We start from the raw sequence: 12,954 nt of genomic DNA on the forward strand, positions 1-12,954 counted from the left end.
ATTATGATGTTTGCTGCATAGCGATATCTTCATCACGTTGTTTTAACAGTACATCTTCACCTTTATCCTGTAATAATTCAACATGTTTTTCACCCCAAGTGCAAAGCATGTTCAGAATAGGTTCCATCCCTTGTCCATAGGGTGTTAATGAATATTCAACTTTTGGTGGTACTTGATTGAAGACCTTTCGATTGATTAATCCAGCCTGCTCCAGTTCCCTTAATTGACTAGTGAGCATTTTTTGTGAAATACCTGGAATCAATCGTCGAAATTCATTTGTTCGAATTTTACCATGGTGGTTTAAATGACAAAGAATAACCGGTTTCCATTTACCACCAATAACTTCTAGCGTAGCTTCAACACCAATATTATAAATTTTTTGCATCGTAAACCTCCTGTAATATTCAAAAGTAACTAAAAGTACTCTACATGTCTTTTTGGTATGTATGAATATTACTACACACAATAAAAAAAATCAAAGGAGTAGTCGTAGTATGTCAAAATCAAAAAAGCCAAATGCTAAATTAACCTTGCTAGCCCTTGCAATCAGTGCATTTGGTATAGGGTCAACTGAATTTATCAGCGTAGGGCTTCTACCATTAATTACAAATGATTTTGGTATCTCTCTCAGCACAGCTGGCTTAACCGTTTCTATATATGCACTAGGGGTAACTGTTGGGGCTCCATTATTAACAGCCTTAACATCCCGCCTTAGTCGAAAAACTGTATTATTGCTTGTCATGACCATTTTTATAGTGGGGAACTTAGCAGTCGCTTTAGCACCTAATTTCGCTTTACTATTAATCGGACGTATTATTTCAGCATTAGCACATGGTGTGTTTATGTCCATCGCTTCTGTTATAGCCGCCGATGTAGTGGAACCAAATAAACGAGCAAGTGCTATTGCCTTTATGTTTACAGGCTTAACTTTGGCTACTGTAACAGGTGTTCCACTTGGTACATTTATTGGTCAAGTAACAGACTGGCGTATGTCATTCATCTTTATCGTTGTAATTGGAATCATCGGTTTAATTAGTAATGCGATTTTAGTACCTAGCCAATTATCAAAAGGCAATCCCATCTCTATTCGTGATATCGGCAAAGTGTTAGGCAATATTCGTATGATCTTAATCCTGTTCATTACCGCAATTGGATACGGTGGTGCCTTTGTTGTCTACACATATGTTTCACCTATTTTAGAGCAATATATGGGGTATTCTCCTCATGCAGTAGTCATTATTTTAGTGGTCTATGGTATTTGCGTTGCGATCGGTAATACATTAGGTGGTCATTTTGCTAATCATAATCCGCTACGTTCGATCTTTATTATATTTGTAGGACTCGCCTTGGCGTTGCTTGGCATTGGCTTCACGCTCGAATCACCTATTATCGGATTAATCATGGTATTGGTAATGGGCTTATTTATGTTTATGAATGTACCAGGATTGCAGCTATATGCTGTGCTACTGGCTGAAAAATATGTGCCATCAGCTATTTCTATGGCTTCTGCATTAAATATTTCCGCCTTCAACATTGGTATATTTTTAGGATCATATATTGGAGGCTTTATTATTCGCCATCAATCATTAGCACATACTCCCTTGTATGGATTTTTAATGGTTATGCTCGCAGCTATTGTTACATTATTATGGTTAACCTTCGATAATAAAAAACATTAGGAAGCCAAATTTCATTTTGTATAAAAAAGAAGTAGAGATTGTGTATTGTTTGTTGATATATTGTGTCCTATAATTTACTTGAATCAAACGAGAATGATTATCATTCTAGATTAAAATGATATTCTTATTGTTTTAGTAAATTTATAGGAGTGAATAGCAATGCGTAGAGGTCGATATTTTTCATTTGTAGTTTTATTTGCACTAATGTTCGTATTAAGTGCCTGTGGCTCAAATGAAGTAAAAGAGGATACAGCTAAAGAGGAACAATCAACTAAAGATACAAGAATTGTAGAAGATGAGTTTGGAAAAGTAGAAATCCCTACAAACCCACAGCGTGTAGCTGCTATCTATTTGGAAGATTATTTAACTGCCTTGGATGTAAAACCTGTAGTGCAATGGTATCACCCATCCTGGGGTAAACAAGACTATTTAGGATTAGATGTTCCTGAGTTCGACATTACTGGTAGTATAGAAACATTACTACAAGCTAAGCCTGATTTAATCATTGTAGATGGTGCAGCGGATAAGGCAAAGTATGAAGAATATTCGAAGATAGCGCCTACTTACCGCTTAAAAGAAGATATTCTACAAGATCCACGTGAAATCGTGAAAACTATAGCGGATGTTTTAAATATTCCGGATAAAGCAAAAGAAATGGTTGATCAATATGAGCAACGTGTAACCAATTTAAAAGCAGACTTAGATAAGTCTATTGGAGACGAAACAGTTGCTGTTGTACGTCTAAATGTAGCAGATAATACATTAGCGTTATTTGGCATTAAAAATCGCTATACTGGCTATATTTACACAGAGACAGGCTTAACACCACATCCATTAGCCCGTGACATGACAGAGTTCCACGAGATTTTATCTGAAGAGGCTATTCCAGAATTAGATGCGGATCATATCATCCTTTTCCCTTCAAACGGCTCTTGGGAGTCTGAAGAAAACCAAGAAGCAATTAAATGGTTAGATAGTACACTATGGAAAACACTACCTGCTGTAAAAAATGGGCATGTCTATATTGCTGATCGAACATATTGGCAATCAGGTGCCATCACAGCTAACTTGCTAAAGTATGATGATCTAGAGAAATGGTTCGTAAAATAATGTTCAAAAGAAAGCTCTTAAGAGGGCTTTCTTTGTGTTTTTCTTCAAATTCAACATAAAGGGGTGAATCATCAATGGGTAACTTAACACATGTTTATACGTTACAAAATATCTCTTATGCAATTCAATCATCAAACACGCAGTTGATTAGTAGTGATTTCTATACACTTTTCATCGTAATGAGTGGCAGTGGAAAGCTAGAAATAGATCCTAACACCATACATCTTAGTGAAGAAAAGTGCATATTGATACCGCCCAATAACACGGTTAGTATTCACATCCAAAGCAAGCACCTATGTTATTATCAATTACAATTCAACATTGTCTATCTCAGTAATAATCAGACTATTTCTAACCATTTTACGCGTGTTAAAGAGCAACGTCTCCTCCCCGTTTCGCAATGTCACAGACTGCTAGAAGCCATTTATCAAAACCGCCTAGCGGAGGATGAGCATACGATTTTTGAGCAGCATGTGCACTTTCAAGAGCTGATGTTATTGCTCTTACATCAAGCTATACCCAAGCAGGTGCAAAAAAATGATCGCCAATCTGTTGAGCAGTCCATTAACCACTTACATAAACATTTTGAAAAAGAGTGGACGGTTGAGCAGTTGGCCGAATTAGCCGATGTACCAAGATGGAATTACACCCGCATTTTCAAAGAGATTACGGGGCAAATCCCTCTTCACTATTTAAATAACATTCGTCTTGAAAAAGCTAAGCAATTATTAATGACGACAAATGATCGAGTATTTGAAATTAGTCAGTCTGTCGGATTTAATAATGAGTATTATTTCAATCGTCGTTTTAAAGAACAGGTCGGCATCTCTCCAGGGCAATATCGAAGAAATCAAAGCAGCAATCTACGTGTATTTGCACCATTTTTAGAAGATTTCTTTGTCGCCCTTGGGATTACGCCAATTGCTCAATTCAGTCATTCAAAATGGGGAAAACAAGACTATTTAGGTCTCCAAGAAGTGCCAGATATTGATGTACAAAATAGAGAAATGGATCGACTTCTTCACTATAAACCAACTTTAATTATGCTAGATTCTGGTGTGGAGCGTTGGGAATCCTTTCATCATTTAAATGAGGTAGCTCCTGTCTGCCATATCTCACATCCTGGTGAGAACTGGCAATCTACTTTATTTAAAATTGCTGATTTAACAGGAAAGACCTCCTTGATGCAAGACGTGGTCCTACAATATGAGGATAAGGTACAGCAAGCAAAAGAAATTCTTAGCAAATCCGTTTATGGGCAAAGTGTGGCATTTCTCCGTATTTCAGCCATTGGCATTACCCTATACGCTGGTCCTGAATGTGGCTATACGGGGCCCATTTTATATCGTGACTTAGGTTTAATGCCACATCCACTGGTATGGAGTATTCCGCACAATCAACGTAAAGCACAACTGACGTTTGATCAATTGCTGCAATTAGACGCAGATCACTTGTTTATTACATTTGATAAACAACATTCTATTTATGAAAATGAGGAACGTGCTATTTTAAAAACGCCCACTTGGAAAAACCTAGCCGCAGTTAAAAGTAAATGTGTCTATGAAGTAGACTTTTTAACATGGATGAATTATGGCATTTTATCACATAGTAAAAAAATTGATGATGTCTTGAATATCCTAGGCTAAACAAAAAGGAAGCCCACTATAGCTTCCTTTTTCAATGTTTTAGGACAAACTTGATACTGAAAGTAACACCGAAAGCCATTTGGCTACATAAGATAAGATATCAGCTATAGGATAGGAGGAATTACATTGTATTACAATCCTTATCCGTACTTTGTTCATCCCTATCATTATCCAACGTCGCCATCCGTCCATCAGCTTGCCGTAAGACCTATTCCTCAACATTTAGCAATGCCGACCACTAATCCCTTTCCACCTGTCGACACACATAAATTGAAAATTTCAGCTACACGGATAAAGGCGATGATGCAGCAAGCTCAATTACTTACGGATAAAATTGATAGCTCCCAACAATTTGCACATGATCTAATGAATGCTGCACAGCTTTCAAATAAAACAGAGGTTGATAGATTAATCACATCAACAGGCATCACGATGAAATTTGAAGCAAACTATACACCAGATAGTTTTAGAATACGTCTTATTGATCATGATTGTTGTGGAGTAACCTTAAATTTAAATTGGTGAAAAAACTTTAACCTTGTATCCCTAGTGAACTTGTAAACTATAAAAAACTATGCTAAAGTATTTGTATTGTTATTTCTGAAAATTCTTATATCACTTTTCTTATCAAGAGAGACGGAGGGATTGGCCCGATGAAGTCTCAGCAACCAGCTCAACAGTATGGTGCTAATTCCAATTGGCAAAATGATCCGCCTTGAAGATGAGAAGAAGAACTACCGTTGTTAATGCAGGAGTCCTCTTCTATAAGGGGACTCCTTTTATTTACCACTAATTTCAACAGAAAGCAGGGAAATTGATGTCTAATGAACTTTTACAAGCTTTGCAATTATTAAAATCAAAACAATGGGTTGATTTAACACATACATTCGGCCCTAATTCACCACATTTTTTTATGTTTGAGGACGCTAAATTTGAAACATTATTCTCTCATGAGGATGGTTTTTTTGCCCAACAATTTACGTTCCCTGGTCAATATGGCACACATATCGACCCACCTATTCATTTTGTACGAGACACTCGGTACTTAGAAGAATTAGAACTAAAAGAACTCGTTCTTCCCCTTGTCGTCATTAATAAATCACAAGAGGCTGCTAGCAACCATGACTTTTCATTAAGTGTTGAAGATATTCGTGATTTTGAAGCCCAGCATGGAGAAATTGAAGCAGGAACATTTGTAGCATTACGTACAGATTGGAGTAAGCGCTGGCCAGATAAGGAGGCATTCAGTAATAAGGATGCAGAAGGACATAACCACATCCCTGGCTGGGGTTTAGAGGCTTTACAGTTTTTACTAAAAGAACGCAAGGTAAGCGCAATTGGTCATGAAACATTCGATACGGACTCTGCCGCTGATTTTCGTAAAAATGGCAAGCTAGATGGCGAATATTTCGTGCTTGAACAAGACACCTATCAAATTGAGTTAATGACTAATTTGGACAAGCTACCTGCGAAGGGTGCTATCATCTTCAATATCGTACCTAAGCCAGAAAAAGCATCAGGCTTCCCTGTGCGCTCATTTGCTATTTTGCCATAACATAAAAGTCGGTATAGCGTATACCGACTTTTATTTTTGTCCATTTCTTTTTTTGAATAAAAAGTAAGCAATAAGCATTCCTAGAATAAACAATAGGATGAGATAGATACTATAATGGGTTAAATAGTATCCAACAAATCGCCATTTCTCCCCAAGCATCTTTCCTAATGATATAAATGTGAACGTCCAAATAAATGCACCTGTATAGGCAAAAAGCGCAAACTTCCTATAAGGATAATTATTAATAGCTGCAATATATGCTGTCAAATGACGTACCCCAGGAATAAAATAGCCAATTAATAATAAGGTAGGTCCAATTTTTGTAAACATCTTTTTCGTAAAATCAATTTTTTGCTCTGTAATATGAATTTTAGGGCCATATTTCTGCAATAACGGTAAGCCAAAACGATAACCGATATAGTAGCTTAAAGTAATGCCTCCAACTGCACCAATCATTGCACTGACTAAGGCAGGAATGTGTTCAAGGCTTTCTCGGTAAACACTATAGCCTACATAAGTTAAAAAGACCTCATCAGGAAGTGGCAACCCAACAATGCCTCCAATTAGAATTACGATAATCCCAAAGTATCCGTAATGTTCAATTAGAGACTGCACGTGTTGTGCCATAAATCATCCCACCTAAAATTTATTAAAATCGACCTGCTATATAAGTTTCATGACAGTCTAACCTCAGCACTCTAAATGACTTGAAGTTGACGTAAAGCAAAATTGACACCGCCATCAGTAGATTTCTTTGTAACAAAATTGGCAGCACTTTTTAGAGCTGTGCTACCATTTCCCATGGCAATCCCTAACCCTACATACTCTAACATGTCAATATCATTATCCCCATCGCCAAAGGCAATGGCATTCTCAGGGCTAATGTTAAAATAATCCAGTACCGCTTTAATAGCTAATGACTTCGAAACATCCTGCTGTAATACATTCACAATATAAGGATGCCATCGCTGCAAAAATATATTCGAAAATTGGCTAGCATATCTTTTTTCAGCCAGCTCATCTGCATATAGACACATGAGAAAAACCTCTTCATCTACAATTGTTTCATTTACAAGTGGAAAATCCCGTAAAGATAAAGTTTCTTGCATCGCTCTTAAAGCTACTGGACTTTGTATGCTATTCATGGACAGTTGCTCTGTAAAAAATGTTAGGCTATGCTGTTGTTCCTGCGCAAAAGCCTGTACATTTTGGACAATATCTTTAGCAATGGGTGTTTTATGTATGACAAGATCCTTATGTTTCACATAGGCTCCATTTGCTGTAATAAAGGTTTCAATCCCCAGCTCTTTTAACTCAGAGCACATGGATAAAGGTCTTCCGGTAGCCGCTACAAGATGGATTCCCTTGTCTTGCAATAGCTGAATAGCCTGTTTTGTACTTTCTTCCACACAGCCATCCTCATAATTAATTAATGTGCCGTCTACATCAAAAAACACGATGTTATATTTCATTTTGAGTCCCCCTACATAAATAGTAATTTAGAACCACAAGAATCAAGTTTATTATTTCTTTTCCATGAAATATGTGAAAGTATTTTGACAAACTTTCAGCAAACTATATAACTTCCATTCGCAACACCGATAAAAACTATTACAAGCGTATTTATAATAATATTTAACTAATAAATCCATGAATATTTTTATTTTAATAATTCTAAAGGAGTATACCAAAGAACTCAAAATTGTTAAAATAAAAGATAATCACTTAAATACATTGAACGATAAATTCTTACGTATAAATAGAACAAAAGAAATAAAATTCTAGAGCACGCAAAGGAGTTGATTCTTATGGCATTTAACATTTACTACTATGAAAGTAGTGTAGATTGTAAATTTTGCAAAAAGCAGTTTACAACATATAAAGTTCGCCCTAATCGATATAAAATTATCGAAGAACAAACGGATTTCATGCCTGTTTATGATGGCCTAAACCCTTTGCTGTATGAAGTTGCCGTGTGTCCACATTGTGGCTATGCCTATCATAAATCTATGACACGGACATATGGACCTTTCATGCTACTCATTGATGAACTATACATTAAAGAGCTCCAGAAACCTATGGATATCTGTCAGGAACGTACAATTGATGATGCCATTATCAGTTTTAAGCTCGCCTATTTAGTATCCCGTGCATCAATGGAGGAAGCTCTTTTAATGGCGAATTTCGCTCTAAAAATTGCTTGGCTCTATCGATTAAAAAATGACGAAGAATCCGAAAAGCGCTACCTTTTTGCAGCTAGAGACTTTTATAGTAAATCCTTTGCCTCAAATCAAGAAGGTGGAGAGAGAATTCAGTTTTTACATGCTGAATTAAGCCTTCGACTTGGTGATATCCCTGAAGCTAAAAAAGGATTTTCACGCTTAATCGCTGATCGAAATGTTTCGGCGAAATATCGCAAGCTTGCACGTAATCGTTGGGAAAATTATAAATATGATGAACAACCTATAACAATTAATGAAATCATTAATTAATGGGACGAGGAGATGATTAGTTATGTTGCTATTTCAAAAGAAAATTGACGTGAGAGAAGAGGATATATTTTCAGAGTTACATCATTTTTTATTAAGAAAAAATAATCGCTACTTAACAAACGATGAAGTTGTCGCTTTAACAGGCGTATCATCCGAATTGCTCTACAAATGGGTAAAAGCAGGGAAATTAAAGAACTCCATTTTCCCTAATCTAGGAGCCCCTTGCGAACGATGTGGGCAGATTACACAAGCTAAAATTTGCGTAAGTTGCTCTTCCTCCATTGTTGGTACATTAAAACAAGAAGAAAAGGATCATGCGTGGTTTAACCAAATTCAACGTAACCATGTAAGGGCAAGTACGTATCACTATAAATAGCATTCGAACATCTCCATTTGTGCTAGTTCCCTTCACAAACGGAGATGTTTTTTTATTACTACCAAATTTCCTAAACTTTAAGTCCCTGTGAATTATTTCACTTTTTTTACTTCCATCATAATTTTGGTTACATACTCGTTTTCTCTATTTTTCATTACGGCATCATAAATGTATTCCTCGTATACATATTGGCCTAGCTCATAACCCTTTTCATGCATGACATTAAATAACCGTGTGTAGGTCTCACCAAGTTTTGAAGAGGGGCCAACATGATAACCAATCACAAATTCACCCTCTATCGCCTTAAAATAAGGATGCCCTTCTCTTGGATGAGGTTGCTCAATATATAAATAACTATAGTTATCGTAATTTCCAGCTAACACTTGCTCTCTTCTTGTTATCCCTCCAATGGGATACCCCGTATCTAATTGAGAGCGATCCAATTCCTCAATAAAGTCAGATACAGCCTTCACAAACTGCTCTTCTGTAGAATTCTCGATATTTTTACTCAAATATAATGTATCTTCAGGAAAGTACTCAATCGTAATGTCCTTAAAATTTAGATGCAGTGCTTCCTCTGTCGTTTTGATTTTGACATCAATAATATTCTCAATCATTTCTAGTTCTCTACGTTTCTTCGCAACATGCTCTTTTTGTTGATGCATCAATTCTAAAAAATTTTCAGGTGATTTCTCTGCCATATACTGCTGAATATCCTTTAAAGACATCCCCACTGCCTTTAATAATTCAATAACACCGAAAAAATCATATTGAGCAAGTGAATAATACCTATAATCCTTACTATCCTTCATGATGGGAGATAATAAACCAATTTGATCATAATAAATAAGTGTCTGTTTATTTACCTTACATAATTTAGCAAATTCTCCAGTTGTAAAATATTTTACATTTTTATTAAGCATTTTTTGAGTTTCCTCCCTTGACTATATAGTTACTATATACTTTAGATTGTACCTATTCAAAATAAAAATAGAAAGGTTTTGACATTATGTTCACGGAGATTCGTGACATTACAGCTTTTAACAAGAAAGAAATTTTAGCATTACGCATCGCTGACAATCAGCAACATTTTATTGAATCTACAGACCAATGCTTAGCAGAGGCGGAAATGGATCGACGTTTTACACCTTTAGGTCTGTATAAAGATAACACCGCTATAGGCTTCGCTATGTATGGCATATTCCCTCATAATGATTACAGTCAACGCGTATGGCTTGATCGCTATCTAATTGCAGAACAATACCAAGGACAAGGTTTGGGAAAACATTTTTTACAGCAGCTTATTCAATATTTAACAGTAAAGTTCAACTGTCTTCAGATATATTTAAGTGTTTATGACAATAATGCTGTAGCTGTCCAGTTGTATAAACAATTCGGTTTTATATTTAATGGTGAGCTAGATGATAAAGGGGAAAAAGTAATGGTTTTGGAGGTGCATGCTTATGACAACCATTAATCCAATTGAAACAAGACCACTGAAACCATTATTTTTATCATACTTATTCCCCGCAATGATCGGGATGCTTTTGATGTCCATCAATATTTTGGTAGATGGCATTTTCGTTAGTCATGGCGTGGGACCTACAGCTTTAGCTGGAGTGAATATAGCCGTTCCTATTTTCTCCATTTTGCTTTCGATTTCTCTATGGATTGGTATGGGAGGGGCTACCCTTTTCTCGATTTCTTTAGGAGAGGGCAATAAGCAACGTGCTCATCAACTATTTACACTGTCGTTCTCTACAATGCTAGTGGTTGTCATCACGATTATTGGATTCCTCGCGTTAAATTTAAAGGACATTTCTTATATATTTGGGGCGAGTGATGATACCTATCCTTATGTGCAGGAGTATTTACATGTTATTTTGCTCTTTGGGGTGTTTTACACGATTGAAAATCTTTTAAGTATTTTTATTCGAAATGATGGCAACCCAAAGTTAGCTATGCTGGGCTTAATTACAACGTCTGTTTTGAATATACTCTTAAATTATGTTTTTATCTTCGTACTAGATTATGGTGTGACTGGCTGTGCCTTAGCAACAGCAATAGCTACAATTATAGGTACATCTGTGCTATGTCTTCATTTTTTCCGTCCACAAGCTGAGTTAAAGTTTGTCACTTCCTTTTTTAATCTATCAGATCTAAAAAAAATGTTTGCTGTAGGTTTACCTAGCTTTATTGTTGAAGCTTCTGTTGCTGTTATTATTATTTTGTATAACGTTACCTTTTTACATTATCTAGGTGCAAATGGCGTTACAGCCTATGCAATGGTCAATTATATCCATACTGTCTTGCTAACTATTTTTCTTGGGGTTGGTATGGCCCTACAACCATTAGTTAGCTATCACCACGGGGCAAGGTTGCTAGAAAGATTAACAGCTTTACTAAAAATCGCCTTAGCTACTGCATTTATTTTAGGGTTAACGACTGCCCTTATAGCTCTTCTTTTCCCTTCACAATTAATGGCTTTATTCGGAGATAGCTCATTTGAAATTCGCAGTATGGCAGCACAAGGCTTTGTGCATTTCGCCATTGGCTATGTATTTTTAGGAATCAACATGGTGTTCGCAGAATTCTTTCAATCCATTGAAAAAATTCGTATTGCCACAACAATTATGTTACTACGTAGTATTATTTTATTTATCCCTACTCTCATCATACTACCCAAGATACTTGGCTCACAGGCCATTTGGTGGACCTTCCCAGTAGCAGAAGGGATTACAGCCTTGCTTATTTACCTATACATTAGGAAAAATCCAAGAACCATTTCTTCTCCTGAACATGCTTAAAATAAAAGGGGACCTCATCAGGGTCCCCTCTTATTTCCTAACAGCCATTTTTTAGTAAAACTACCACTATCGTCAGCAGTATCTAAACTTGTATGCTACATAAAGTACATCTTTAATTTGAAGGTTGCCTAGCAAAATTGCATTTTTAGTGTGCCTCTTCCTTCTTCAATAACTACTTCACCAACTGCTCCATTCACTAGAATTAATTGTGGGGGTACGTGTCCAATATCTACTTCATAGAAAACTGGTATTTTCATATCATCAAAGATATCTTGTAGTGCATCCGCTAATGTAAAGTCCCCTAGATTTTCATATAGTCCTGCTCTCCCGATTAGGACACCATTACATTTATTGAACCAACCATTATACTTTAATTGCCACAAAGCTCGGTAAATTTTTGCTGCATCCATACCAACACTTTCTAAATACCATATTGTTCCCTCTTCAGAACAATATTCGTTAATAAAGGATTGGACGTAATCGAAGGGTGTACCTATAAGAATTTGCAATGTATTTAAACAGCCACCTATCAACCTACCTGTCATACGATTACTAAACTCTTGGTTTAGAACTTTCCATTCGGTTGCATTGTCGAAATAGAATCCTGTAGCTGGATTTTTATAAACTTGCTCCCAGCTCGATTGAAAATAGTTAGAAGAGCTTTGAGTTATTGAATGACCAACCTTACATGAAATCACATCTATCCATTTAGAAGAAAGTTCATCCCATTGAGGTGCTGATAATTCAGTAAAATTCACTCCATGTGCAGATGCGTATCCTGTCTTGGTTGTGTATACAAAAGATAAAGTACTAATATCTGAATAGCCTAATATCCATTTGGGACCTGCTTTTTTTAATTCGTCCCAATCGATTAGAGGTAATATCTCCATTAGAAAACTGCCCCCCCATGGTGGCATAACGACATCTATACTCTCATCCAATAAATAGTCCATCAGTTCAGAGACGCGCTTTTCTTTTGTTGTACTTCTACCTTTAAACTGCGTCCAGGTAGTATTTCCAATAATAACTTTCATTCCTCTTTGTATTAATTGTTTTTCAGCCTCTGTTATTAATAGATGAAGATGCTGTTCAACTCCACTAGATGGTGCTGTCACGCCAATCGTTAGAGGCATTTTTAAAGTAGGATATTGTATTTTCATTTACCATCTCTCCTTTACTCTGCAAAAAAGTGACTGTTTCTACAACAGCAAACCGATTCTAGGTCTCTTTATTCGTTTTGCTATATCAGATTTAGAATGCATTTTAACTAATGATACAGCAGTGAAAAA

The 12,954-nt window shown here is 36.3% G+C and carries 14 protein-coding genes and 1 riboswitch; of the genes, 9 read left to right on the forward strand and 5 right to left on the reverse strand.

The features are described 5' to 3' along the window. Nucleotide 1: 1 nt before the first annotated feature. Nucleotides 2-385 carry a helix-turn-helix domain-containing protein gene (locus MHB40_RS23700; RefSeq protein WP_205446046.1) on the reverse strand — a complete coding sequence of 128 codons (384 nt, stop codon included), beginning with the start codon at nt 383-385 and terminating at the stop codon, nt 2-4. A 109-nt stretch (nt 386-494) separates the two neighbouring features. Here MHB40_RS23700 and MHB40_RS23705 point away from each other — a divergent pair, with 109 nt between their 5' ends. From MHB40_RS23705 to MHB40_RS23725, 5 genes are all read left to right on the forward strand, one after another. Next, a complete protein-coding gene (locus MHB40_RS23705) occupies nt 495-1,679 on the forward strand; it encodes an MFS transporter (RefSeq protein WP_342533559.1) in 1,185 nt (394 codons plus the stop codon). A gap of 159 nt (nt 1,680-1,838) precedes the next feature. Further along, nucleotides 1,839-2,789, forward strand: a complete 951-nt coding sequence (locus MHB40_RS23710; RefSeq protein ID WP_342533560.1) for an ABC transporter substrate-binding protein — start codon at nt 1,839-1,841, stop codon at nt 2,787-2,789. 74 nt (nt 2,790-2,863) lie between these two features. Continuing rightward, nucleotides 2,864-4,435 (forward strand): helix-turn-helix domain-containing protein, encoded by a 1,572-nt coding sequence (locus MHB40_RS23715; protein ID WP_342441926.1) that lies wholly within the window; start codon nt 2,864-2,866, stop codon nt 4,433-4,435. A gap of 126 nt (nt 4,436-4,561) precedes the next feature. After that, the gene (locus MHB40_RS23720) at nt 4,562-4,960 is read left to right on the forward strand and encodes a hypothetical protein (RefSeq protein ID WP_205446050.1); all 399 of its coding nucleotides are present in this window, start codon (nt 4,562-4,564) and stop codon (nt 4,958-4,960) included. 96 nt (nt 4,961-5,056) lie between these two features. Continuing rightward, nucleotides 5,057-5,163, forward strand: a riboswitch (SAM riboswitch). Nucleotides 5,164-5,252: 89 nt separating this feature from the next. Further along, on the forward strand, nt 5,253-5,990 hold the full coding sequence (locus MHB40_RS23725; RefSeq protein ID WP_342441927.1) for a cyclase family protein: 738 nt from the start codon (nt 5,253-5,255) through the stop codon (nt 5,988-5,990). A 30-nt stretch (nt 5,991-6,020) separates the two neighbouring features. On the opposite strand, the gene MHB40_RS23730 is transcribed toward MHB40_RS23725, so the two are convergent. Beyond that, nucleotides 6,021-6,617: a DedA family protein gene (locus tag MHB40_RS23730; RefSeq protein WP_342441928.1), complete on the reverse strand. Its 597-nt coding sequence runs from the start codon at nt 6,615-6,617 to the stop codon at nt 6,021-6,023. A 71-nt stretch (nt 6,618-6,688) separates the two neighbouring features. Next, on the reverse strand, nt 6,689-7,462 hold the full coding sequence (locus MHB40_RS23735) for a Cof-type HAD-IIB family hydrolase (RefSeq protein ID WP_342441929.1): 774 nt from the start codon (nt 7,460-7,462) through the stop codon (nt 6,689-6,691). 336 nt (nt 7,463-7,798) lie between these two features. Between MHB40_RS23735 and MHB40_RS23740 the strand changes: the two genes are divergently transcribed. Together MHB40_RS23740 and MHB40_RS23745 are read left to right on the forward strand one after the other, a co-directional pair. Continuing rightward, the gene (locus tag MHB40_RS23740) at nt 7,799-8,482 is read left to right on the forward strand and encodes a DUF2225 domain-containing protein (protein ID WP_205446054.1); all 684 of its coding nucleotides are present in this window, start codon (nt 7,799-7,801) and stop codon (nt 8,480-8,482) included. A 22-nt stretch (nt 8,483-8,504) separates the two neighbouring features. Next, nucleotides 8,505-8,858 carry a hypothetical protein gene (locus MHB40_RS23745; RefSeq protein ID WP_342441930.1) on the forward strand — a complete coding sequence of 118 codons (354 nt, stop codon included), beginning with the start codon at nt 8,505-8,507 and terminating at the stop codon, nt 8,856-8,858. A 92-nt stretch (nt 8,859-8,950) separates the two neighbouring features. On the opposite strand, the gene MHB40_RS23750 is transcribed toward MHB40_RS23745, so the two are convergent. After that, complete coding sequence (locus MHB40_RS23750; RefSeq protein WP_342441931.1) at nt 8,951-9,781, reverse strand: MerR family transcriptional regulator; 831 nt, start codon at nt 9,779-9,781, stop codon at nt 8,951-8,953. An 86-nt stretch (nt 9,782-9,867) separates the two neighbouring features. On the opposite strand from MHB40_RS23750, the gene MHB40_RS23755 reads away from it, so the two are divergent. Further along, nucleotides 9,868-10,335: a GNAT family N-acetyltransferase gene (locus MHB40_RS23755; RefSeq protein ID WP_342441932.1), complete on the forward strand. Its 468-nt coding sequence runs from the start codon at nt 9,868-9,870 to the stop codon at nt 10,333-10,335. Continuing rightward, complete coding sequence (locus tag MHB40_RS23760; protein ID WP_342533561.1) at nt 10,322-11,665, forward strand: MATE family efflux transporter; 1,344 nt, start codon at nt 10,322-10,324, stop codon at nt 11,663-11,665. Before MHB40_RS23755 ends, MHB40_RS23760 begins: the two co-directional genes overlap by 14 nt. Before the next feature lie 128 nt (nt 11,666-11,793). Here the strand turns inward: MHB40_RS23760 and MHB40_RS23765 are convergent, their stop codons facing one another. Continuing rightward, a complete protein-coding gene (locus MHB40_RS23765; RefSeq protein WP_342441934.1) occupies nt 11,794-12,825 on the reverse strand; it encodes a S66 peptidase family protein in 1,032 nt (343 codons plus the stop codon). Nucleotides 12,826-12,954: the final 129 nt, after the last annotated feature.

The organism is Lysinibacillus sp. FSL K6-0057, from assembly GCF_038630885.1.
Lineage (GTDB): Bacteria > Bacillota > Bacilli > Bacillales_A > Planococcaceae > Lysinibacillus > Lysinibacillus fusiformis_F.